Source organism: Mesorhizobium sp. M1E.F.Ca.ET.045.02.1.1, assembly GCF_003952485.1.
Taxonomy (GTDB): domain Bacteria; phylum Pseudomonadota; class Alphaproteobacteria; order Rhizobiales; family Rhizobiaceae; genus Mesorhizobium.
In genome coordinates this window covers 4,567,467-4,590,709 of the sequence record NZ_CP034447.1, presented here as the reverse complement: position 1 = coordinate 4,590,709, position 23,243 = coordinate 4,567,467, and the positions used below count along the sequence as shown (strand labels likewise).

The window sequence follows — 23,243 nt, the reverse complement described above, 5'->3', positions numbered from 1 at the left end:
GCCAGTTCATCCCTCAGGTGTTGACGCCAAGCTCCGCCAGCCGCTCGACGCAGGACTCTTCCGCCTGGTCGAGTTCGGCCAGCGTTTCCTCGAGGTCGCGCCGCTTCTGGCGCAGGTCCTCGCGCTTTTCCTCGATGCGCTTGATCATCAGCTTGAGCTGGCCGACCTCGCCGGGCGGCTCCTTGTACATCTGGATGATCTCGCGGATCTCGGCGATCGAGAAGCCGAGTCGCTTTCCGCGCATGATCTGACGGATGAGATGCCGGTCGGAGGGGCGGAACAGCCGCGTGCGTCCGCGCCTGATCGGCTGCACCAGCCCTTCGTCCTCGTAGAAACGCAACGTCCGCGTCGACACGTCGAATTCGCGCGTCAGCTCGGTGATCGTGTAATATTCCCGCATTCTCGCTCCCACGCCCAAACGTCCAGGCATCGCCACGCAGGAGCGTCGCCCTTCCCTCCTATCAAACCCCGTCTTGCGCCGGAATCGGCACATGACCCCGAGATAACGTCGCACGGCATTTACGTAAAAGTCAATTAAGATGCCTATCCGGCTCGCTCGCCCAGGTGCAACCACCATGTGGCGAGGCTGAGGAAGGCGAGGAAGCCGATAACGTCGGTGATCATTGTCGTGAAGATCGAGGACGAAATTGCCGGATCGGCACCGAGCTTGTCGAGAAACAGTGGGATGAGGATGCCGCCGAGTGCCGCGGCCAACATATTGAGGATCATCGCCGCGGCGATGACGAAACCGAGGTCGGGATTGTGAAACCAGATGCCGGCGACCAGACCGAGGATGGTCGCAATGATCCCGCCGTTGAGCAGGCCGACCATGACCTCGCGGCGAATGACGCGGCCGGCATTGTAGATATCGAGGTCGCGCGTGGCGAGCGCGCGCACGGTCACCGTCATCGTCTGGGTGCCGGCATTGCCGCCCAGTGAGGCGACGATCGGCATCAGTGCGGCAAGCGCCACCATTTCCTCGATCGTCGCGCCGAACACGCTGATCACCGAGGCCGAGATGAAGGCCGTGCCAAGATTGACCAGCAGCCATGGAACGCGCGAGCGCGATGTCGCCGCGATGGTATCCGACAGCTCTTCGTCGCCGACGCCGCCCATGCGCAAGAGGTCTTCCTCCGCTTCCTGCTGGATGACGTCGACCACGTCGTCGATGGTGAGCACGCCGACCAGCCTCTCGTTCTCATCGACCACGGCGGCCGAGAGCAGATCGTACTGCTCGAACTCCCGCGCCGCCTCTTCCTGATCCATGGTGGCAGGGATGGCATGTCGCGTCTCGTGCATCACATCCTCGACCTTGACCGCGCGCTTGGTGCGCAGGATCTGGTCGAGGTCGATGGCGCCGAGCAGCTTGAAGCTCGGGTCGATGACGAAGATCTGGCTGAAGCGGTCCGGAAGGTTCTTGTCCTCGCGCATGTAGTCGATGGTCTGGCCGATGGTCCAGAACGGCGGCACGGCGACGAACTCCGTCTGCATGCGCCGGCCGGCCGTCTCTTCCGGATAGTCGAGCGCGCGCCTGAGCCTGATGCGCTCGGTGAACGGCAGTTGCGACAGGATCTCGTCCTGGTCCTCCTGGTCGAGGTCCTCCAGGATGTAGACGGCGTCGTCGGAATCGAGTTCCTGCACCGCCTGCGCGATCTGCTCGTTGGGCAGGTTGTCGACGATATCGAGGCGGATAGCCTCGTCGACCTCGGTCAGCGCGGAGAAGTCGAAATCGGAACCCAGCAACTCGACCAGGGCCCGGCGCTGTTCGGGATGCAGCGCCTCTAGCAGATCGCCCAGTTCGGACTGATGCAGGTCGTCGACTTCACGCTTCAGGGTCAGCGTGTCGCGGTCGGCGATCGCCGCGCCGATCTGGGCGAGGAAGGAAGAACGGACGGCCCCATCCTCGCCATAGATGTCGGCGTAGTGCTCCTCGGCGGCCCTGGCGCCGGTCGTCGTCTCTATGTCCTGGCCTTCCACCAGCGCCTCCCGCCAACAGGAATCCGGAAAGGGTGCGAATCACGTCTAGAGCATGATCCCGAAAAGTGGAAACCGCATTTCGGGAAAATCCGATGCCAACGCGGCAGATAGGGCCGTGATGCGATTCGTCTTGCGAAATCGTTGCGCTAGCACGCGGAATATTCAGCGAAATATGCGCCGTGACGCCTTCGACGCGACCTGATGGCAGGGCAATTTTCGGCTTCAGGCGACGCGACAGCGCATGTCGCTGCGGAAAGAGCGCCGCCGCGCCGTTGGGGCAGAATTGTCATCATAGCAGGTCCAGAAGGCCTGCAGACGGCGCAAGATCGACAGGACAATCGGCAGGCCTTGAACCTCAAGTCCCGGAAAACGAACGAAGCAGTTGGCTCGAGGCGCGTGCGCGTCGTCGTTGCCGAGCGCAATCCGCTCGTTGTGTCGGCGCTCCGCGAAATGCTGGAATGCGATGGGCGTTTCGAGCTGGTGAGCTCCGTTCAGAGCGGCGCGCAATTCCTCGAGCTGGCGGCGAACACCAGGTTCGATGTCGCCGTGATCGGCTGGAAGCTCGCCGACATGGACGGCGCCGACATTCTGGCGGAAGTCCAGAATCGCAAGCTCGATGTTCGCGTCACGGTGTTCTCCAACGACCACGACATCGGCATCCTGAAGCAATGCGTGCGGTTGGGCGCCCAGGGCTACTGCTTCCAGTTCGACGACCCGTCGATCATCTTCGAGACGATCCTGGCGGTCGCGCATGGGCGGATCTGCATTCCTTACATCGACATCAACAAGGTCAACGACACGCCGCTGTCGCAGCTCACCGTGCGTGAGCGCGAGCTGCTTGCGGTGCTGTCCGATGGCTGGACCAATCTCCAGATCGCGACCCGGACCGGGATCTCGGAGAACACGGTAAAGTACCATCTCAAGAATCTCTACGACAAGCTCGACGTGCGCAACCGCGCCATGGCCGTCGCGCTCTATGCGAACGAGAAGCGCCGCACCTCCAAATCGCCTTTCGGGTAGGCGGACCGGGTAGGTCCGCCCTACCCGCCCGTGGCGACAACTTACCCGGCAAGGTGTTGTTGCGACACGCCGCGCGAACGACACTCCCCTGACAATCCCAAACGATCGGAGGAGTTCGCGCATGGCCGGGTTTACCCATCTTTTCATCCCAGGACCGACCAATATTCCGGAGGAAGTCCGGCAGGCCATGAACCTGCCGATGGAAGACATGCGCGCCGCTTCCTTCCCCAATCTCACGCTGCCGCTGTTCGAGGACATCAAAAAGGTCTTCAAGAACGAGACCGGCCGCGTCTTCATCTTTCCGTCCTCAGGCACCGGCGCCTGGGAAGCGGCGATGACCAACGTGCTCAGCCCCGGCGACCGGGTGCTGATGTCGCGCTTCGGGCAGTTCTCGCATCTGTGGGTCGACATGGCCGAGCGTCTTGGCTTCGAGGTCGACGTCATCGACTGCGAATGGGGAACGGGCGTCCCGCTCGACCTCTATGCGGAAAGGCTCCGCGCGGACAAGGCGCATCGCATCAAGGCGGTGTTCTGCACCCAGAACGAAACCGCGACCGGTGTCACCAGCGACGTCGCCGGCTGCCGCGCCGCGCTCGATGCAACGAACCACCCTGCCCTTCTCTTCGTCGACGGGGTCTCGTCGATCGGCTCGATCGACTTCCGCCAGGAGGAATGGGGCGTCGACTGCGCGGTCAGCGGCTCGCAGAAGGGCTTCATGCTGCCGGCCGGACTCGGCTTCCTGTCGGTCAGCAAGAAGGCGCTCGCCGCGTCGCGGGTGGCAACCCACCGGCGCTGCTACTTCTCCTTCGAGGACATGATCCGCGCCAACGATACCGGCTACTTCCCCTACACGCCCGCCACGCAATTGCTGCGCGGCCTGCGCGCCTCGCTCGATCTCATCGCCGAGGAAGGCCTGGACAACATCTTCGCCCGCCACCATCGCCTGGCGGAAGGCGTGCGCAAGGCGGTCGACGCCTGGGGGCTGAAGCTGTGCGCCAAGGCACCGCAATGGCATTCCGATACGGTGAGCGCCGTCCTGGTGCCGGAAGGCATCGACAGCGCCGAAGTCGTCAAGCGCGCCTACCGCGCCTACCAGACCTCGCTCGGCGGCGGCCTCAACAAGGTGGCCGGCAAGGTCTTCCGCATCGGCCATCTCGGCTGGCTGAACGAGGTGATGGTGCTTGCATCGCTCTCCGCCGCCGAACTGGCGCTGCTCGACTGCGGTGTCCGCCTGGCGCCGGGTTCGGGCGTGGCGGCCGCGATCGAACATTTCAGGCGCACCGCCGCGATGCCGGTCGCCGAGGCGGCGTGAGGAGCGGACGATGAGCCACACCATCAACCACCTCAAGAAACTGAGGCTGCAACGCAGCGAGCTCGCGGTTCCGGGCTCGAGCCCGGAAATGATCGACAAGGCGGCGAACAGCGCCGCCGACTTCGTCTTCCTCGACATCGAGGACGCGGTCGCGCCGCCCGACAAGGAGCGCGCCCGCAAGAACATCATCCAGGCGCTCAACGACATCGACTGGCGCGCCAAGGGCAAGACAGTCTCGGTGCGCATCAACGGCCTCGACACCCATTACATGTACCGCGACGTGGTCGACGTGATGGAACAGGCCGGCGACCGGCTGGACACGATCCTGGTGCCGAAGGTCGGCGTTCCCGCCGACCTCTATATGGTCGAAGCGCTGGTCAACCAGATCGAGATGGCCAAGGGTTTTAAGACCCGAGTCGGCCTCGAAGCCCTGATCGAGACGGCGCTCGGCATGGCCAATGTCGAGGCGATTGCCGCCACGCCCGGTCGGCTGGAGGCAATGCATTTCGGCGTCGCCGACTATGCCGCCAGCAACAAGGCGCGCACCGTCAACATCGGCGGGCTGAACCCCGACTATCCCGGCGACCAGTGGCATTTCGCCCTGTCGCGGATGACGGTCGCATGCCGAGCCTACGGCCTGCGCGCCATCGACGGACCGTTCGGCGATTTCTCTGATCCGGAAGGTTACACGGCGGCTGCGAGACGCGCGGCTGCCCTCGGCATCGAAGGCAAATGGGCGATCCATCCCTCGCAGATCGCTTTGGCCAACGACGTGTTCTCGCCGCCGGAAAAGGAGGTCACGCGTGCCAGGCGCATCCTCGAAGTGCTCAAAGAAGCCGAGGCGCTCGGCAAGGGTGCCGCGGCACTCGACGGCAAGATGATCGACGCCGCGTCCGAACGCATGGCGCGCAACGTGCTGGTGGTGAGCGAGGCGATCGAGCGCGCCGGCCAGGCACAGGCAGCAGCCCACTGAAAGTTTTCGGGAGGATAGAATGGACATTCATGAATACCAGGCCAAAGAACTGCTCGCCCGCCACGGCGTGCATGTGCCGCGCGGCGGCCTCGCCTACAGCCCTGAGCAGGCGACCTACCGGGCGCGCGAGATCGGCGGCTCGAAATGGGTGCTGAAGGCGCAGGTTCATTCCGGCGCGCGCGGCAAGGCCGGCGGCATCAAGCTCTGCTCCAATGACGAGGAGATCTCCAACGCGGCGGAGGCCATGCTCGGCCGCAAGCTGGTGACGCAACAGACCGGCCCGCGCGGCAAGCTGATCTCGCGGCTCTATCTCGAAGAGGCGGTCGACATCGCCCAGGAGCTCTATCTCGGCTTCGTGCTCGACCGCAAGGAAGAGCGCGTCATGATCGTGGCATCGGCCGCCGGCGGTATGGAGATCGAGGACATCTCCGAAAAGAAGCCGAATTCGATCATCCGCGCCACGGTCGATCCCGGCGTCGGCATGCAGGGCTTCCAGGCGCGCGAGATCGCCTTCGGCCTCGGGCTTGAAAGCAATCTGATCGGCAAGGCCACCGAAACCATCCTCGGCTGCTACCAGGTGTTCCGCGACTACGACGCCTCGATGCTGGAGATCAATCCGCTGGTGGTGACCCGCGACGGCAACCTGGTCGCGCTCGATGCAAAAATGTCGTTCGACGAGAACGCGCTGTTTCGCCGACCGGAAATCTCGGAGCTGCGCGACAAGAGCCAGGAAGACCCGCGCGAGACCTTCGCCAGCGACCGCGGCCTCTCCTATGTCGGCCTCGACGGCAATATCGGCTGCATCATCAACGGCGCCGGTCTCGCCATGGCGACGATGGACATGATCAAGATCGCCGGCGGCGAGCCGGCCAACTTCCTCGACATCGGCGGCGGCGCCTCGCCCGAGCGGGTGGCGAAATCCTTCCGCGCCGTGCTCGGCGACAAGAATGTCGAGACCATCCTGGTCAACATCTTCGCCGGCATCAACCGCTGCGACTGGGTGGCCGAAGGCGTCATCAAGGCGATCCGCGAGGTCGGCGTCGACGTGCCGCTGGTAGTGCGGCTCTCCGGCACCAAGGTCGAGGAGGGACGCAAGATCCTGGCCGAATCTGGCGAGGCGGTAATCGTCGCCGACACGCTCGCCGAAGCCGCCGAAAAGGCCGTCGCCGCCTGGCGCGAAGCCGCCAAGAAAAAAGCAGCCTGAGGGAGGTCGAGAAAATGGCAATCCTGCTCAACCGCAGCACGCGCGTCATCGTCCAGGGTTTTACCGGCAAGATCGGCAGCTTCCATGCCGAGGAAATGAAGCGTTACGGCACCAAGCTGGTCGGCGGCGTCACCCCCGGCAAGGGCGGCCAGACGCATCTCGGCCTGCCCGTCTTCAACACCGTCAAGGGCGCGGTGCGCGAGACCCGCGCCGAGGCCAGCATCGTCTTCGTGCCGCCGCCCTTCGCCGCCGATTCGATCATGGAAGCAGCGGATGCCGGCATCAAGCTTTGCGTGTGCATCACCGACGGCATCCCCTCGCAGGACATGATGCAGGTCAAGCGCTACATGCGCCGCTACCGCTTCGAGGACCGCATGCGCCTCGTCGGGCCGAACTGCGCCGGCGTCATCACGCCCGGACAGGCGCTGATGGGCATCATGCCCGGCAGCATCTATCTCCCCGGCCGCGTCGGCATCGTCGGCCGCTCCGGCACGCTGGGCTATGAGGCCGCCTCACAGATGAAGGCGCTCGGCATCGGCGTGTCGACCAGCGTCGGCATCGGTGGCGATCCGATCAACGGTTCGTCCTTCAAGGACATTCTGCAGCTCTTCGAGCGAGACGAAGAGACCGACGCCGTGGTGATGATCGGCGAGATCGGAGGGCCACAGGAAGCGGAAGCCGCGATCTGGGCGCGCGACAACATGCGCAAACCGCTGATTGCCTACATCGCCGGGCTTTCGGCGCCGAAGGGGCGCCGCATGGGCCATGCCGGCGCGATCATCTCGGCCTTCGGCGAGTCGGCGCAGGAGAAGGTCGAGATCCTGAAGGACGCCGGCGTCGTCATCGTGCCGACCCCCGCCTCCTTCGGCGAGGTCGTGGCCGATACGCTGGCGCGGACGAAGAAGGCGGCGTGACGGCCGCATAGCCCGCAAAATGTGAAGTCTGGGTCGCCGGAAGCATCGCGGCGGCCCATCGATCGGCGAGAAATTCGATGAAACCGCGTTTGATTGTTACCCGTAGATGGCCGGCCGCCGTCGAAGCTATCCTCGCCGAGCGCTTCGACACCACGCTCAACGCCAGCGATGAGCCGCTGAGTCCTGCCGCGATGACTTCCGCCTTCGCGGATTTCGACGCGATCCTGGCAACGGTCAGCGACCGCTTGCCCGTCGCGGTGTTTCCTGAGACCGCCGCCCGCACCCGCATCATCGCCAATTTCGGCGTCGGCTTCAGCCATATCGATATCGCGGCGGCTCGCGACCGCGACATCGTGGTGACCAACACGCCGGGCGTGCTGACCGATTGCACCGCCGACCTTGCGCTTAGCCTGATGTTGGCTGTCGCGCGCCGGACCGGCGAGGGCGAGCGGCAGTTGCGGGCCGGAGAGTGGCGTGGCTGGTCGCCGACCCACATGGCCGGCGCCAAGGTGTCGGGCAAGACCTTGGGTATCGTCGGCATGGGACGCATCGGCAAGGCGACGGCCAAGCGCGCGCATTTCGGCTTCGGCATGAAGATCGTGTTCTTCAATCGCTCGCCCGTCGATGACGACGAGACGCGCGCCATGGGCGCGGTGCAGATGCAGACCTTGGACGATGTGCTCGTGGCATCCGATTTCGTCTCGCTGCACTGTCCGGGCGGCGCGGAAAACCGCCATCTCATCGATGCTCGAAGCCTGCGGTCGATGCAGCGCGGCGCCTTCCTGATCAACACGGCGCGCGGCGACGTCGTCGACCAGGATGCTCTGATCGGCGCGCTGGAAAGGCGCGAGATCGCAGGCGCGGGTCTCGACGTCTTTGCCGACGAGCCGGCCGTTCCGGAAGCGCTGAAGCGATTGGAGAACGTCGTGCTGTTGCCGCATCTCGGCAGCGCGACCGAGGAAACGCGGGTGGCGATGGGAATGAAGGTGGTGGAGAACCTGACCGCCTTCTTCGAAGGCCGCCCGGTCCCTGATCGGGTCGCCTGACGTTAATCCGGTTCAGCGCGGCGCGCTTCAAGGGCGCGGCTACGCGCTGCAATCAATGCGGACGGATCAGGAAAGCGGTTTGGAACAGAGCAGACGCATCAAATTTCGTGAGGACGAGCGCAGCCTTCTGTTGCGCCTGCTGCTTAAGGTCGCAAGCGCGCGCGCCCCCGAGATCGCCGCGGTCTTAAGCGGGCGCAGGTCGCTCGTCTCCCTCGCCCCAGAGCAGCGCATCCCGGCGCTTCAGGCGAGCGGCGTCTGGTTCCAGTTGCTGACGATTGCCGACGAGTTGCTTGCCATGCGGGCGCGTCGCGAACTCGAACAAGGCGCGGGTGCCGGCGAAGTGCCCGGATCCTTCGCCAGCGTGATCGCCCAGATGGCGGCGAACGGTCACTCTGGCGAAGAAGTCCAGGCGACGCTCGATGAGCTTTGCGTCGGCCCGACCATGACCGCCCATCCGACCGAGGCCAAACGCGTCACTGTGCTGGAGATCCACCGCCGTATCTATCGCAAGCTGACCGATCTCGACCAGCCGCGCTGGGCGCCGCGCGAGCGCGACCTGTTGGTCGCCGATCTGGAAAGCGAGATCGAGCTTCTGTGGATGACGGGCGAGCTGCGGCTGGAGCGCCCGACAGTCGAAGGCGAAATCGCCTGGAGCCTGCATTTCTTTCGCGAGGTGATCTTCGAGGCAACGCCACAGCTCTATGGCAAGCTTCAAGGCGCCTTCGAGCGCCACTATCCGGGCAAGCCGATCAGAATTCCCTCCTTCATGCGCTACGCCTCGTGGATCGGCGGCGACCGCGACGGCAATCCGAATGTGACGGCCGCGGTCACCGCCCATGCCATGGCCGAATACCACAATACCGCCATAGGCTGGTATCTGACGCAGGTGCAGCGGCTGGTGACGGTGCTCAGCGCCAGTTCGAACGTCATCGACCTGCCGACGAGCTTCAAGCCGGTGCTGCAAACGGCGCTCGATAAAAGCGGACAGGCTGACGTCATCGCCGCCCGCAACCCCGACGAGCCGCTTCGCCAGTTCGCTACGGCCTTGCTTGCCCGGCTGGTTGCGACGCGAGCCGGCGGTACGGCCGCCTACCTCTCCGCGGAGGCGTTTCGTACCGACCTGACCGCCCTGTCTTGCGTTCTCGAAGCCATCGGAGGGCGCGCGGTGGCCGGGCGTTTCGTCCAGCCCCTGCTTTGGCAGGTCGGAAGCTTCGGCTTCCGCACGGTCTCGCTCGACATCCGGCAGAACTCCACGGTCGTCAACCGGGTGCTGGCCGAGCTGTTTGCGCTGGCAAATCCCGCCGATCCGGTCGCGGCAGGCACGCCGCAATGGTCGGCGCGCATTCGCGCAGGCCTCAGCCAAGGCGAGCGGCTGGAGATCGACAGAGGCCAACTCTCGCCTGAAGCCCGTGAACTGCTTTCGACATTCTCCGTCATCGCCAAGCACATCTCGGGCTCGGATGCCGACGCTGTCGGCTCGTTCGTGCTCAGCATGACCCGCTTGGCCGACGATCTGCTCGCGGTCTATCTGCTGGCGCAATATTGCGGACTCTCGACCGCGCCCGATGGCGGCGGCACGATCAGGCTGCGGATCGTGCCGTTGTTCGAGACCATCGCCGATCTGCAGGCCGCCCCTGCCATCCTGAACGGATTGCTCGGCGTCTCGCTGGTGCGGCGGACGGTGCGGGATTTCGGCGCGCGCCAGGAAATCATGCTCGGCTATTCGGATTCCAACAAGGATGGCGGTTTCCTGGCTTCCAATTGGGAACTGGTAAAAGCGCAAAAGCGCCTCGCAGCGATCGGGCGCAAGCACAAGGTCAGGATCAGTTTCTTTCACGGTCGCGGCGGTTCTGTCAGCCGTGGCGGCGCGCCGACCGGCCGGGCGATCGCGGCGCAGCCGGCGGGCACTGTCGCTGGCAGGATGCGGGTGACTGAACAGGGAGAAGTCGTATCTTCGAAATTCGCCAATCGCGGAACCGGTCTCAACCAGCTCGAGGTTCTCGCCGCTGGCGTGCTCGCCCACGGTGCCGGGTCGCCCGGTGATGTCGGGCCGGAAACGCCGGAGTTCGATGAAGCGTTGGAAGCGCTGGCAGGCATGTCCCAGGCATCCTATGCCGGGTTGATGGCCGAGCCCGGCTTCCTCCACTATTTCAACCAGGCGAGCCCGGTCGCGGAACTGGCGCTCCTGAAAATGGGCTCGCGGCCGGATCGCCGTTTCGGCGCCAGCGGCATTGCCGACCTGCGCGCCATTCCATGGGTGTTCGCCTGGAGCCAGAACCGCCATCTGTTGACCGGCTGGTATGGCATCGGCAGCGCGCTGAGTTCTTTCGTTACAGTGCGCGGCGAAGCCGGGCGCGACCTTCTGGCCCGCATGTTCGAGCACTCGCGCTTCTTCCGCCTGATCGTCGACGAGGCCGAGAAGACGCTTTACCAGTCCGACATGGAGATCGCGCGGCTCTACGCCGGCCTGGTGTCCGATAGCGATGCGGCAGCAAGAATCCACGCCCGGATCGCCGCCGAATACGAGCTGACGCGACGCCTGATCGGTGACCTCACGGGAGGCGATCTTTCCGCGCGCTTTCCGATGTTCAAGCGGCGGTTCGACAATCTGCGCCGGCAGATGGATGACATTCACCTGCTCCAGGTCGATCTGCTGCGTGAAGTTCGGGCAAACACGGCGGACCAAAAGCGGGCGACCGACGCTCTGCTCGTGTCGATCAATTGCATCTCGGCCGGGCTTGGCTGGACGGGATAGGCCGGGGTTTGCCGAACTGCCTGTTTGGAAAACTCGAAGCGGCGGTGCGGCCCTCAGAACCTGCCACCGCATCTGTTTTGGTCCTCAGAGACAGAGACGGACGCGCCGAGCCGCTTCGATCCACGGGCTCATTCAAGAAATATCTTTTTGGGGGGAAAATGGTGCGGTCGAGAATTCTTGCACTCTGAGGAGGTTCAACGACTTGCGCAAGGTTCGGGCCGAAAATGGCCGTTGCCAGCACTTACGAACTCAAATAGCGCGCCCGAATCCAAGGTGTTGGAAATGATCTACTTTCTGAAGGCCGTCCCCTTCGTCAAAATTGGCTATACCGATAGCCTGCGAATGGGCGTCGTCGCGCGAGGCAGGCGCCCTCTTAGGAAGAGGCAGACTTAGGAAGAGGCAGAGCCCTTTGCGGAACACGATTGCAAGTCTTTTCGCCGATGTACTCCGGCACTGGGCAGTTAGCCTGCCGTTGCGCTATCTCGTTATTCCATGACCACCCCGAGCTGATCTCGTACGTACTCAAAGCATCTGCCAGATCGCGGCCTTGGCTGAACCGATAACGTCGGCCAACGGTTCCCCGGCATCGAGGTTCACCACCACAGTGCCTCCGAAGGTCAGTTGCTGCAGGGCCGGCACTCGCCTTCGAACGACCAGCGGATCCATGTCCGGCTCGCGCTTCATGATGACTTCGGGGGTGGCCTGCAGTTTGATGACGAGATCCGGCGGCAGACGACGGGCAAGCGCATAAGAGCTGGCCTCGAAACGCCGAAGCCAGGCTGGGACTTTGGCCAATCGGGGCAGCAGCGGAGCATCGTTGAAGTCTATGATCTGGTCTTGAGGGAACCTATCGGCAACGACGACCATTCCACGATCCGCACCGCGGCGCGCGGCCACCAGCTTCATCCGCTTCTCTACAGAGAGGACGCTTGCCCATACGGCAAGCAGAATACTGTAGAGGGGGCCCGGCGAACTGTCGGTCACGGTGCCATGCGAGCTGCCGGCGGGCTTGGTTCCAAGCGCCCGGGTGACGATCGGTACCAGCAACTTGAACGGCAGCAACAGCAGCGATGGCCTACCACCCCCGGTGCCGAAATATATCGGGAGCACGTCAACTTCCGACTCCAGCCACTGGCGGATCGCTGTCACAAGCGTGGTCTTGCCGCTACCGTCGATCCCGACTACGGCTACCACCATGCCGCTGCCGGGCGTACGGCGGCTCCAGGGGCGGGGCACATGCAGGAACTGCTTGTTCAGACTTCCGGCGGTCCACAAGATTACCCGGCCGATACCGCGCAGAACGGCTTCTAGGCCATTGTAGGTTCGGTACGCCGCCAGTTCTTTGCGAATCCGGGCGTGAAGGCGACGCCGGGCCATGAAGGTCTGCGTTTCGAACAATTCCTTGGCAATGGCTTCCGCGAGGTCCTTATTCACAAGCTTTGCCGCGAGACCACGGAAACTGTGCCGGTCGACCCGTAACGCCACATGCAGCCGGTCCAGTTCGAAGTTCTCCTGTAACCTTTGCCAGTGGCGAAACACGATGGGATCTCGACGCCGCAGCTCGAGGCTGGCTCGCACCACAAGCAGCAATGCCTCGCTTGCCGGATCGAGCATCCGGAGAGGCAGTGTGGGGTGTCGGATCGCCGAGGCCAGAAATAGGCGTTCCCAAGGAGGCTGATAGTTCCTCAAGATCGGTTCGCCGACAACTAAGCGGAAGTGAAGATGGAGATGGACGATGCGCCCGCTCGGCTCGTCGTAGCCAAGAAAGCTCTGGACTGCAGGATGGCCGTGGCAATTGGAGGGTTCGAAGCGCTTGAGTCCGGAGCCGAGCAAGGCCTGGGCGGCCCGATGTTGATCAGACTTCGCAACAAGTAGATCAAGGTCCGATTCACCCAGCAGGACAGCTGGAAGGCGCCTGCTGCTCCTCCAATAGCAGCATTCGACGTTGCTTCGCTCCAATGCGGTCAGCGCCGCGAGCAGGGTGCTAAGTACCTCGATCTCCCCGGCAGGCGTGGCGTTGGCATTTTTCGTTTCGCTGGCCAGGGTCGCCGGAGATTCAGGCTCACATTGCGGGACGCAGCTGGGCTGATGACCGGTGGATATCATTGCATCGAACCCCACGAATTGGGACATGCGGCTATCCCAAGCGAGCTCTGAGCTGTCCCGACCTCAAGGCTAAGGCAGCAAAGACGAGACCGGGCAAGATGTTCAATCGCTTGCGGATGTTGGTGGCCATTGCCAAGTTCCAGACGACCAGTGCGAGCGTGAAGCCGACCGCCGCTCCGGTCGCCCCGTCCATCGCTATGCCGGCTGCACAGGCGACGACGGCAGTCACGGAGCCGCCAACCATCGTCGTCGCGGCGGCCCACTCATTCTTGGTCATGGTCAGAAGGTTTAGCTGGGGTCCGCAAACCGCATTGCAGAGATAACCCATGATGAGGATTCGTGCGATCGGTGCTCCCACAGCAAAATCCTCGCCGAACCAGCTTAGGAGAGGTTCGGTGACCACCAGCAACGCCAGGGCCAATGCGAGTGCCCCGCTGAAACTCAGAACTGCTGCTCGTGAGAATAGCCGCTGCAGGCCTTCGTGATCCCCGCGGGCATGAAGATCCGCAGCAGTCGGCGAGAACATCGTGCTTACTGCGACATTCGAAAGACCGACCAGCATCGCCACGTTCAGGCATAGGGCAAAAATGCCAGCCTCGTGGACCCGGCCCGTCCAACCCAAAAGCATGACCCCCGTTCGGCTTACGAAGGCATCAAGCCCGGTAATTAGCACGGTAGGAGGGATTACAGACCGCCACAAACGCCCGGAATAACTCGCCCGCGCGTTTTGCAGGTCAGTCGGCCGCAGCTTGATTGCCGTGGCGAGGACAAGCATCGCGGTAACGGCCGAGCTTGTCACTACCGCCATCATCGCGAAAGGGGCATCCAGGGTTACCCAGCCCGAAAACGCCGCGCCACCCACCAGCGCCAACAGCAGCCCATCGCGCGCCACACGCTCGGGCAAAAGCGCGGACACCACGCCTCCAAAGGCGCGAATTAGGCTGGCGCCAAGCGTACAGGCCGTCATCAGCGGCACCGCCGCCATGGCGAGCAGCATTGCCCTCTGAAGTTCCTGGTGATTCTCTCCCGAAAAGGCGACGAGGCTGGCTCCTGTCAGTCCCGCCAGCATCGCGGCCGAGAGCGACCACGAGAGCGCGAAGATGATTACGCCGCGCGCTAGGTCCCAACGTCCAGCGGCCCTGTATTCCGGCACGAAGCGCAACAGCGACATGTTAAAGCCGAGCGTCGAGAGGGTGGCGAGAACGGTGCTCCATGCCAAGGCGTATGAGTAGGTGCCATAGCTCGTCGCGCCGACCAGCCGTGCGATTCCAAGCTGTGCCATGCTGGTGAGGCCCGCACCACCGATATAGACCAGAAGGGCGAATATGCTCGCATGCAATAGACGCCGGCCCACATCATGGGGACGCCGGTGGAACACAGTAACGGATGATCGGCCTGCGGTGCCCCCGAGTGAGAGGGTATGAGTAACCCCGTCGGCCGCATGGAGTTCAAGCGACTGACTTTCCGAGCAGTCTTCCGTGCTTCCCTTGTTATCCGCCTGTCTTGCGGCCGCCAACCCGCCACCGCGCGTGTCGTTGATGAAGGGAACCCCGGTTCGCGATAATCGCGTCTGGATTTCCTGTTCCACCTGACAAAGGCCGCTTGCGATGGACTGTTCGTCGACTGCCCCAACCGAGACGTTGCTTCGCCGCGCGCTCCGGAGAACATTACCAATCTTTTCGAAGACATCGAAAAATTGCATGTTGCCAGCGACGTCTACGTCTAAGAACCGTTCCGCAGGCGGTTCGTGCATCATTCTTGTCTGAAGCCGTGCTTCCACGACATCGCGCGGGACTGCCATCCCAACCACCAGATCAGCCCGGGGCGTAGATTCGAGCGCTCGCACGATCAACCTGTCGTCTGCGGCGCCATTGAACATTGCAAGGGACCCGATCGCCTGCACAAAGCCTTGGTCGAATATGATTATATTTGTTGATCCCTGCGCCTGTGTCCAGCAGCGTGACAGGCGAACTATGTACTGCCACATAAGAATTCGCCGTATAAGGCTCTTTGGTGGTATTGTTCTTACAATTTTATTTGCGGATGCAATATCACTGTTTCGCCAAAATGAAGAAAGAAGTGCCAGAACTGTGATGAAAATGGCGGATGATATTCGGGAGATTACCGCGAAAATGCCGAAGCGGTCCCAGCCGCCGCCTCTATCGCGGGGCAGGTAGCACAGGGTGACTTTGGCAACGTACCCATGGTCGCGCAAATGCTTGGCGAGGGCGTTCGCGAAGGTTGTTTTACCGGATCCCGCTGGTCCGAAAAGTTCAATGATCATGCCGTTTCAATCCGGAGATCGAGTTGATCGGTTCAGCCCTCTCAATGGCCCTTCAACAAAAGGTCGCCGCTATCCCTGAGTCGGTGGTTGGCGTGTTGTTTGAGATTCACCTGGGTGAGAACGGCGGAGCGGACAGATTCCAGGAGAGATTCTCTTCTGCTTCGATGAACTCGAAGACGCTGCGCGCTAAGGTTCGTGGCGTCGGCCGAAAGTCCGCAATGACTAGCCGCCGCGAACGCGCCCACGTCGTTTCTCGAACCGGCTATCAGCCGCGCCGTGCCTTTTCGGGTCAGCCACCAGTGCTCGAAGAAAGCCCGATCGTTCCTATTCTGGAAAAAAGTCGCGGCAGTCCAGAGAGAGGCGAGCCATTGCAGGCTGCAGAAGACAAGGCGCAGGACCCGCGCTCGTGCTTCCAGCAAAGAGAAGGTCCAGCCGAGCCCGTTTATCGTGCGGACGACCGGCACCTGACCGCGCACTGCCAAAGGGGTCAGCAAATTGGGCTTGGTGTCGAAGCTTTGGATGATGTCCGGCCGGGTCTCTGCCATCAACCCGCGGACCGAGCGCAACGCGCTCAATCGCGCACCGCCAATGGCAAATCGATCGAATTCAATGCGATGATGCGGAATTCCGTGGCGTGAAAACGCGGTGACGTCGTCACTCGATATGGCCGTCAGCCTAAAACCCTTTTTGCGCAGCGACAGCAGGAACGGAATATGCAGGCGGTGGTCCTCGCCTCCTATGCAAACCAGGTGGGGGTCCATCTCGCCTCTCCCGAGAGTGCGGGGCACCTCAAGCGCACGACGTGGCTGGCGACTTGATTTTTTCTCATTGCCGGTTTGCAACCCTTCCGCGTGACATCCGCCCGGATCACGCTAGGGGCATGCTTGTCCACTGTCCTCGTCCGTTTGAATGAAGCAGGGTGCCACGCGCCGCTACCAGTGTACCGAAACAGCTTCGACGAAGCAGTCGGCGGGTAGCGCGTGCGCGTTGTCGGCGCCGAACGCAATCCGCTCGTCGTGTCGGCACTCCGCCAAATGCTGGAATGCGATGGACGTTTCGAACTGGTGAACGCCGTGCAGAGCGGCAAGCAGTTCCTGGACCTGGCGGCGGAGGCCGGCTTCGATGTCGCCGTCATCGGCTGGAAGCTTGCCGACATGGACGGCGCCGGCCGTCAAAAGAAACTTTCGGGGAGGAGTTTGGTGCGGTCGAGAAGACTCGAACTTCCACGGGTTGCCCCACAGCGACCTCAACGCTGCGCGTCTACCAATTCCGCCACGACCGCACGTGGTAGGAGCCGGAACCGTCCGGCCCGGGGCCTGTAGCAAATCGCTTCCGGCGAAACAAGTGCGCCGTGCGGAATAATCGCCGCAGATATGCACAACCCTTCACGACCCGGCTTCACGCCGGCGGAACTGGACGTTTCGGCCGATTGCCGCCATATGATTGGCAAATGCATGTCGCCCAAAAGTGCAAGGCGGTTTTGGGATAACGGCATGCATAGTCGAAGATCGAAAGTTCCATGACAGAACGCAGCCAGATCGCCACGTCGTTCCTGCCCCTGCCCGGTTCGGCGCCGGTCGAATGGGTGATCGAGCCCGGATTGACCGCCTATCCGGATGCGCTCGCCTTCATGGAAGCCCGCGCCGAGGCGATCCGCAGCGGCGCGGCCGGCGAGATGGTCTGGCTGGTCGAGCATCCGCCGCTCTACACCGCCGGCACCAGCGCGCGTATCGAAGACCTGATCGAGCCCGACCGGTTCCCGGTCTTCGCCGCCGGGCGCGGCGGCGAATACACCTATCACGGCCCCGGCCAGCGGGTCGCCTATGTGATGCTCGACCTGAAGCGCCGGCGCGAGGATGTCCGCGCCTTCGTCGCAGCGCTCGAAGAGTGGATCATCGAAACACTTGCCGCCTTCAACGTGCGCGGCGAGCGGCGCGAGGACCGGGTCGGCGTCTGGGTGGTGCGGCCGGATCGCCCTGCCCTGCCCGATGGCTCGCCGGCCGAGGACAAGATCGCGGCAATAGGCATCCGGCTGCGGCGCTGGGTGAGCTTCCATGGCATCGCCATCAATGTCGAGCCGGAGCTTGGCCATTTCAGCGGCATCGTGCCTTGCGGCGTCTCGGACCACGGCGTGACCAGCCTCGTCGACCTCGGCCTGCCCGTGACCATGGCCGACCTCGACCTCGCGCTGAAATCCGCCTTCGAGGACGTGTTCGGGCCTGCCTCGGCCCCGGTCGCCGAACTGACCCGAAAGGCAGGCTAAACCCCGCTCCGGCCTAGGGTGTACTGAGATTCAGGTCAGGCCGAGTCGAAAACGTGTCAGCACACTCTACATGAGCTGCGCCGAAGCCCAGAGCACACCATAGCCGTGAATGGCAAAGACCGCGAGCAGCGCGCCGGCCATGGCCAGGCGATCGACGGCTCGGATCGGCTTCAGCTCGTGACGCGGCTTCACGCCGCTGCCCACGGTGAGCAGGCTGAGCATCGAGAACACCGCTCCGGCGATGAGCAGGAAGCCGGGCGGGAAACCGGCGCGCCAGCCGAGCGCCAACAGGGCGGAGAGCAGCAGGAAGGACGCCAGCGCGAGCGCGAGTGGCCCTGGGCAGATCTGGCGCAGCACCTGGCCGCCGTCGAACTTCCACACCGGCACCAGATTGGCGATGTTGAACAGCGACGCGCAGCCGGCAAGCGTCGCCAGCAGCAACGCCGCCAGGCGATGTCCCTCGCTGCCGGCAAGGCCGCTGGCGGCGATCAGGACGGGCACCAGGAAGGCGGAGAAGCCCGCCCCCATCAGCGCCACGAAGGCCACCTCGAAGCGGCTGTCATAGGGCCTGCCGCCGATGGCGATGCCGCCGAGCAGCGGGATGAAGATCATCCGCGCCCGGCGATGCCCGGTCAGGCGGAACGCCGCCATGTGACCCAGCTCGTGCAGCGCCACCACCGAGGTCAGGATCGCGGCCAGCGCCAGCCCGCCAGGGTTGAGCCCGAAGAACGGCCACAGGATGAAGGTCGAAAGCACGGCGAAGCCGATCTGGCTCACCGGATGCTCGAACCAGCCGCCCTTGCGATATGTTCCGGTTCTCGCCCAGACCTGCAGCTTGGCGAGTTCGCGGCGCATGGCGAAGTAGCGGAAGACCAGGAAGGCGACGCCGCGATAGCGGTCTGTTTGCGTAAGCGTCACCCGCGTCGCGTCGCCTTCGCGGACGAGCTCGGTGGTTTCACGATAGTTGGCCCAGAATGAGGGATCGAGCGCCGTGTCCTCGACGACGCGCATCGAGAAGCGGCTGCCTTCCACCACATCCTGAAACTGAGCCTTGCGTTCGATCGGTTGACCATCCCGCCCCTCCCAGGACAGTTTGATCAGCGCCGCGCCCTCGCCGTCCAGGGGTACGGCGGATAGGATTTCACCCGACCAGCCGGCGTCGCCGCCGAACGGCCACAGCGCCTGCCAGAGGCGTTTCCGATCGGCCTCGATGACGCGGCTGACCGTAACCGTGCGCAGCCCGAGCGGCGCGGTCATCAGCAGAAAGATCAGTCCGAGATTTCCGGCCACGAGGGTGACCGTGGCGATGACCGACACTGCCCTTGCTCCCTGTCTTTGGAAGCAGCCTAACGGCGGCGCGGCCAAGAAAAGCTTAACAATGGGCGGGCTCTTGCCCGCCCCAAGGACGGGCTTTTGGCCCGCCCGAAACAAGGGCGGCGAGCCGCCTGATCACATGGCGCCAATCCAGATCGCCATGGAAATGAGGAAGGTGCTCATGCAAACCAGCGAGACGACATCCTGAACCAGATCGGCCATAACTCTCTCCTGTTGTTGGTATGTTCGTAATTTGTTCTAATTTTGTTCGAATGTCAACGATCAGGGAGCGGCGTGCTGGGCCAATCCGGCGATCCGTTTGGGCACGGTTAAGGAAAGGTTGACGCAACAAGATGCGCGACCGGGACTTTAAGACATGGGCCCCGGCCGCGGGGCAGTCGTTTCCTTTCGGGCGCCTGCGCCGCCCCTCACCTGCCTGCCGGCATCCTCTCCCCGTATAGTGACGGGGAGAGGGGCGCTCTCTTCGCTGATTTCGCCAATCGTCAACGTTGCAGGATAAGCATTGAGGCCGCAGCCAGCCCCCTTCTCCCCGTCACTATACGGGGAGAAGGTGCCGGCAGGCGGATGAGGGGCAGCGCAAACGTCTGAAAGGAAGGCGGCTCAACCTACCGTGCCCCCCCAGATTTACACCTCGACACACGGGTTACAGCGGAACCACCTTGCCCTCGGCCAGCGTCACCCGCCGGTCCATGCGCGAGGCCAGCTCGTGATTGTGGGTGACGATCAACGCCGCCAGCCCCGATTGCCTGACAAGCGCCTCCAGCGCGTCGAAGACATAGGAGGCGGTCGTCGGATCGAGATTGCCGGTCGGCTCGTCGGCGAGAAGCACCAGCGGCGCGTTGGCGACGGCGCGCGCGATCGCCACGCGCTGCTGTTCGCCGCCGGAAAGCTCGGCCGGCCGGTGCTGCGCGCGCTTGCCGATCTGCATGTAGTCGAGAAGCTGTGCCGCCCGCTCCGACGCCTCCTTGGGGGGAAGTCCCTTGATCAACTGCGGCATCATGATGTTTTCGATGGCCGAGAACTCCGGCAGCAGATGATGGAACTGATAGACGAAGCCGATATCGTTGCGGCGGATCGCCGTGCGTTCTTCGTCGGAGAGCCGGCCACAGGCACGGCCGGCAAGGATCACGTCCCCCGCGTCCGGGCGCTCGAGCAGTCCCGCCGTATGCAGCAAGGTCGACTTGCCGGAGCCCGATGGCGCCACCAGCGCCACCATCTCGCCGCGACGCAGCGAAAAGTCGGCGCCGTTGAGAATAGTCAGCTTGCGGGGCCCCTGGACATAGTGCCGCTCGACGCCCTTCAGCTCGATAATGGCTTCGGCCATCACTCGTACCTCAAGGCTTCGACCGGATCGAGCCTAGCCGCCCGCCAGGCAGGAAACAGCGTGGCCAGGAAGGATAAGGCGAGCGCCATGATAACGACATAGGTGGTCTCGCGCGGATCCATCTTCGCAGGCAGTTGGCTGAGGAAATAGAGCTCGGGATTGAACAGGATCCTGCCGGTCATCCAGGAGAAGAACTGGCGGATCGATTCGATGTTGAGGCAGATGACCACGCCGAGCAGCACGCCGGCGATGGTCCCGGTCACGCCGATCGCGGCCCCCGTCATCAGGAAGATGCGCAGGATCGCGCCGCGCGAAGCCCCCATCGTGCGCAGGATGGCGATGTCATGGCCCTTGTCCTTCACCAGCATGACGAGGCCGGAAATGATGTTGAGCGCCGCCACCAGCACGATCAGCGTCAGGATCATGAACATGACGTTGCGCTCGACCTGCAGCGCCGAGAAGAAGGTCTCGTTGCGCTGGCGCCAGTCGACGAGGTCGATCGGCCGCTGCGCCGCCTGTTCGACCAGCGGCTTCAGCACGTCGACATTGTCGGGGTTGTCGACATAGATCTCGATGGTCTGCGCCCGCCCGTCCATGTTGAAATAGAGCTGCGCTTCCGAAAACGGCATGTAGACGATCGAGCTGTCATATTCCGACATGCCGACCTCGAAGATCGCCGTGATCTTGTAGCCCTTCATGCGCGGCGTGGTGCCGAGCGGGGTGACGTCGCCTTCCGGCGAGATCAGCGTGATCGTGTCGCCGAGCACGAGGCCGAGATTCTCGGCCATGCGCTTGCCGATCGCCACACCTTCGCCGGTATCGAAGCCTTCCAGCGTACCCTGCTTGATGTTGCCGGACACGATCGCGATCTTGCCGAGATCTTCGCCGCGGATGCCGCGCACCAGCGCGCCCACACCGCCGCCGACATTGCCCTGCGCCAGCACCTGTCCGTCGATCAGCGGGATGGCGTATTTGACGCCGGCAACGCCGTTGATGCGGCTCGCCACCTGGGCGTAGTCCTCCAGCGGCGAATCGAGCGGCTGCACGATCAGATGGCCGTTGACGCCGAGGATGCGGGTCAGCAGCTCGGCGCGAAAACCGTTCATCACCGCCATGACGACGATCAGCGTCGCGACGCCAAGCATGATGCCGAGGAACGAGATCGAGGCGATGACCGAGATCACCGTCTCCTTGCGGCGCGAACGCAGGTAGCGCCACGCCACCATGCGCTCGAAGCCTGAAAAGGCGCCTGCCGACTTTCGGGCTGCAGCCGCCTCGCTCATCAGGCTATACCCAGGCGCTTCTTGGCCTCGGCGATCGGCAGCGTCTCACGCTCTCCGCTGCGGCGGTTCTTGATCTCGACCTCGCCGGCGGCCACGCCGCGCGGACCGACGATCACCTGCCATGGCAGGCCGATCAGGTCGGCGGTGGCGAACTTGCCGCCGGGCCGCTGGTCGGTGTCGTCATAGAGAACGTCCTTGCCGGCCGCGGAGAGCGCCGCGTAGAGCTCGTCGCAGACGCGGTCGCATTCGACGTCGCCCGCCTTCATGTTGATCAGGCCGATATCGAACGGCGCCACCGCTTCCGGCCAGATGATGCCGTTCTCGTCATGGCTCGCCTCGATGATCGCCGCGACCAGCCGCGACGGGCCGATGCCGTAGGAGCCGCCCGAAGCGAAATGGTCCTTGCCGTCGGGCCCTGTCACCTTGGCGCCCATCGGCTTGGAATACTTCTCGCCGAAATGGAAGATATGGCCGACCTCGATGCCGCGCGCGGAGAGCCTGTCGCCCTCGGAAACGTTCGCCCACGCCGCTTCGTCATGCATCTCGTCGGTGGCCGCGTAAGGTGTCGTCCACGTCTTCACGATGCCGCCGATCTCGGCGTCGTTAGAGAAGTTCGTGTCCGCGCCAGGCACGTCGAGCGACAGATAGGCACGGTCGCAGAACACCTGGCTCTCGCCGGTTTCGGCCAGGATGATGAACTCGTGGCTGAGGTCGCCGCCGATGGGGCCGGTATCGGCGCGCATCGGAATGGCCTGCAGCCCCATGCGCGTGAACGTCCTGAGATAGGAGACGAACATGCGGTTGTAGGCGGCCTTGGCGCCTTCAAAATCCAGGTCGAACGAGTAAGCGTCCTTCATCAGGAACTCGCGCGAGCGCATGACGCCGAAGCGGGGACGCACTTCGTCGCGGAACTTCCACTGGATATGGTAGAGGTTGAGCGGCAGGTCCTTGTAGGACTTGACGTAGGCGCGGAAGATTTCCGTGACCATTTCCTCATTGGTCGGACCGTAGAGCATATCGCGGTCCTGGCGATCCTTGATGCGCAGCATCTCCTTGCCGTAGTCGTTGTAGCGCCCGCTCTCGCGCCACAGATCCGCCGACTGGATGGTCGGCATCAGGATTTCCAGCGCGCCTGCCCGGTTCTGCTCTTCGCGGATGATCTGGCAGACCTTGTCCAGCACCCGTTTGCCGAGCGGCAGCCAGGAAAAGCTGCCCTGCCCCTGCTGGCGGATCATGCCGGCGCGCAGCATCAGCCGGTGCGAGACGATCTCGGCTTCGCGAGGATTTTCTTTGAGAATGGGCAGGAAGTAGCGCGACAAACGCATGGAGTGGTCCGTAAGTGAGGATAGCGGCGCCGGAATCGGCGCAACCGAGGCTGTTTGCTCGGGCTTCATAGCCATTTCATGACGGAATGGAAACCCGAGCGCTCCAAAGTGTCGGGGTGTTC

General features: G+C 63.5%; 18 protein-coding genes and 1 tRNA gene. 8 read left to right on the top strand and 11 right to left on the bottom strand.

Going from position 1 to position 23,243, the window contains the following annotated elements:
- Positions 1–13: 13 nt before the first annotated feature.
- Positions 14–400, bottom strand: coding sequence for a MerR family DNA-binding transcriptional regulator (locus EJ070_RS22030; protein ID WP_040969921.1), 387 nt, complete (start codon positions 398–400; stop codon positions 14–16).
- A gap of 143 nt (positions 401–543) precedes the next feature.
- Complete coding sequence (gene mgtE, locus EJ070_RS22025; protein WP_126093233.1) at positions 544–1,977, bottom strand: magnesium transporter; 1,434 nt, start codon at positions 1,975–1,977, stop codon at positions 544–546.
- A 396-nt stretch (positions 1,978–2,373) separates the two neighbouring features.
- Here mgtE and EJ070_RS22020 point away from each other — a divergent pair, with 396 nt between their 5' ends.
- The 7 genes from EJ070_RS22020 to EJ070_RS21990 all read left to right on the top strand — a co-directional run bounded on the left by EJ070_RS22020 (position 2,374) and on the right by EJ070_RS21990 (position 11,201).
- Complete coding sequence (locus tag EJ070_RS22020; protein ID WP_126093232.1) at positions 2,374–2,997, top strand: response regulator transcription factor; 624 nt, start codon at positions 2,374–2,376, stop codon at positions 2,995–2,997.
- A gap of 121 nt (positions 2,998–3,118) precedes the next feature.
- Positions 3,119–4,309, top strand: a complete 1,191-nt coding sequence (locus EJ070_RS22015) for an aminotransferase class V-fold PLP-dependent enzyme (RefSeq protein ID WP_126093231.1) — start codon at positions 3,119–3,121, stop codon at positions 4,307–4,309.
- 10 nt (positions 4,310–4,319) lie between these two features.
- Entirely contained in the window at positions 4,320–5,282 is a 963-nt protein-coding gene (locus EJ070_RS22010) for a CoA ester lyase (RefSeq protein ID WP_126093230.1), read from the top strand.
- 19 nt (positions 5,283–5,301) lie between these two features.
- Positions 5,302–6,486 (top strand): malate--CoA ligase subunit beta, encoded by a 1,185-nt coding sequence (locus tag EJ070_RS22005; protein WP_126093229.1) that lies wholly within the window; start codon positions 5,302–5,304, stop codon positions 6,484–6,486.
- 14 nt (positions 6,487–6,500) lie between these two features.
- Positions 6,501–7,400 (top strand): succinate--CoA ligase subunit alpha, encoded by a 900-nt coding sequence (gene sucD / locus EJ070_RS22000; RefSeq protein WP_126093228.1) that lies wholly within the window; start codon positions 6,501–6,503, stop codon positions 7,398–7,400.
- Between the two features lie 77 nt (positions 7,401–7,477).
- The gene (locus EJ070_RS21995) at positions 7,478–8,446 is read left to right on the top strand and encodes a D-glycerate dehydrogenase (RefSeq protein WP_126093227.1); all 969 of its coding nucleotides are present in this window, start codon (positions 7,478–7,480) and stop codon (positions 8,444–8,446) included.
- 79 nt (positions 8,447–8,525) lie between these two features.
- Positions 8,526–11,201, top strand: coding sequence for a phosphoenolpyruvate carboxylase (locus EJ070_RS21990; protein WP_126093226.1), 2,676 nt, complete (start codon positions 8,526–8,528; stop codon positions 11,199–11,201).
- Positions 11,202–11,723: 522 nt separating this feature from the next.
- On the opposite strand, the gene EJ070_RS21985 is transcribed toward EJ070_RS21990, so the two are convergent.
- From EJ070_RS21985 to EJ070_RS21965, 5 genes are all read right to left on the bottom strand, one after another.
- Complete coding sequence (locus tag EJ070_RS21985; protein WP_126093225.1) at positions 11,724–13,334, bottom strand: hypothetical protein; 1,611 nt, start codon at positions 13,332–13,334, stop codon at positions 11,724–11,726.
- Between the two features lie 4 nt (positions 13,335–13,338).
- Positions 13,339–15,591, bottom strand: a complete 2,253-nt coding sequence (locus EJ070_RS21980; RefSeq protein ID WP_126093224.1) for a lipopolysaccharide biosynthesis protein — start codon at positions 15,589–15,591, stop codon at positions 13,339–13,341.
- Between the two features lie 41 nt (positions 15,592–15,632).
- On the bottom strand, positions 15,633–16,352 hold the full coding sequence (locus tag EJ070_RS21975; protein ID WP_126093223.1) for a glycosyltransferase: 720 nt from the start codon (positions 16,350–16,352) through the stop codon (positions 15,633–15,635).
- A 171-nt stretch (positions 16,353–16,523) separates the two neighbouring features.
- Positions 16,524–16,766 carry a hypothetical protein gene (locus EJ070_RS36360; protein ID WP_189349998.1) on the bottom strand — a complete coding sequence of 81 codons (243 nt, stop codon included), beginning with the start codon at positions 16,764–16,766 and terminating at the stop codon, positions 16,524–16,526.
- A 22-nt stretch (positions 16,767–16,788) separates the two neighbouring features.
- A tRNA-Leu gene (locus tag EJ070_RS21965) sits at positions 16,789–16,873 on the bottom strand.
- A 237-nt stretch (positions 16,874–17,110) separates the two neighbouring features.
- Between EJ070_RS21965 and lipB the strand changes: the two genes are divergently transcribed.
- The gene (lipB, locus tag EJ070_RS21960) at positions 17,111–17,854 is read left to right on the top strand and encodes a lipoyl(octanoyl) transferase LipB (RefSeq protein ID WP_126093222.1); all 744 of its coding nucleotides are present in this window, start codon (positions 17,111–17,113) and stop codon (positions 17,852–17,854) included.
- Between the two features lie 66 nt (positions 17,855–17,920).
- Here the strand turns inward: lipB and EJ070_RS21955 are convergent, their stop codons facing one another.
- The 4 genes from EJ070_RS21955 to proS all read right to left on the bottom strand — a co-directional run bounded on the left by EJ070_RS21955 (position 17,921) and on the right by proS (position 23,121).
- Positions 17,921–19,171 (bottom strand): site-2 protease family protein, encoded by a 1,251-nt coding sequence (locus EJ070_RS21955; protein WP_126093221.1) that lies wholly within the window; start codon positions 19,169–19,171, stop codon positions 17,921–17,923.
- 661 nt (positions 19,172–19,832) lie between these two features.
- A complete protein-coding gene (locus EJ070_RS21950) occupies positions 19,833–20,516 on the bottom strand; it encodes an ABC transporter ATP-binding protein (RefSeq protein ID WP_189349996.1) in 684 nt (227 codons plus the stop codon).
- On the bottom strand, positions 20,513–21,796 hold the full coding sequence (locus EJ070_RS21945) for a lipoprotein-releasing ABC transporter permease subunit (protein ID WP_126093219.1): 1,284 nt from the start codon (positions 21,794–21,796) through the stop codon (positions 20,513–20,515). The genes EJ070_RS21950 and EJ070_RS21945 overlap by 4 nt, the downstream gene beginning before the upstream one ends.
- Positions 21,796–23,121 carry a proline--tRNA ligase gene (proS, locus tag EJ070_RS21940; protein ID WP_126093218.1) on the bottom strand — a complete coding sequence of 442 codons (1,326 nt, stop codon included), beginning with the start codon at positions 23,119–23,121 and terminating at the stop codon, positions 21,796–21,798. The genes EJ070_RS21945 and proS overlap by 1 nt, the downstream gene beginning before the upstream one ends.
- Positions 23,122–23,243 lie beyond the last annotated feature (122 nt).

Excerpts from the sequence above, each read along its gene's own strand:
- EJ070_RS22030 (WP_040969921.1), bottom strand. The coding sequence starts at position 400 with ATGCGGGAATATTACACGATCACCGAGCTGACGCGCGAATTCGACGTG.
- EJ070_RS22015 (WP_126093231.1), top strand. The coding sequence starts at position 3,119 with ATGGCCGGGTTTACCCATCTTTTCATCCCAGGACCGACCAATATTCCG.
- EJ070_RS22010 (WP_126093230.1), top strand. The coding sequence starts at position 4,320 with ATGAGCCACACCATCAACCACCTCAAGAAACTGAGGCTGCAACGCAGC.
- EJ070_RS22005 (WP_126093229.1), top strand. The coding sequence starts at position 5,302 with ATGGACATTCATGAATACCAGGCCAAAGAACTGCTCGCCCGCCACGGC.
- sucD (WP_126093228.1), top strand. The coding sequence starts at position 6,501 with ATGGCAATCCTGCTCAACCGCAGCACGCGCGTCATCGTCCAGGGTTTT.
- EJ070_RS21995 (WP_126093227.1), top strand. The coding sequence starts at position 7,478 with ATGAAACCGCGTTTGATTGTTACCCGTAGATGGCCGGCCGCCGTCGAA.
- EJ070_RS21985 (WP_126093225.1), bottom strand. The coding sequence starts at position 13,334 with ATGTCCCAATTCGTGGGGTTCGATGCAATGATATCCACCGGTCATCAG.
- EJ070_RS21980 (WP_126093224.1), bottom strand. The coding sequence starts at position 15,591 with ATGATCATTGAACTTTTCGGACCAGCGGGATCCGGTAAAACAACCTTC.
- EJ070_RS21975 (WP_126093223.1), bottom strand. The coding sequence starts at position 16,352 with ATGGACCCCCACCTGGTTTGCATAGGAGGCGAGGACCACCGCCTGCAT.
- lipB (WP_126093222.1), top strand. The coding sequence starts at position 17,111 with ATGACAGAACGCAGCCAGATCGCCACGTCGTTCCTGCCCCTGCCCGGT.
- EJ070_RS21945 (WP_126093219.1), bottom strand. The coding sequence starts at position 21,796 with ATGAGCGAGGCGGCTGCAGCCCGAAAGTCGGCAGGCGCCTTTTCAGGC.
- proS (WP_126093218.1), bottom strand. The coding sequence starts at position 23,121 with ATGCGTTTGTCGCGCTACTTCCTGCCCATTCTCAAAGAAAATCCTCGC.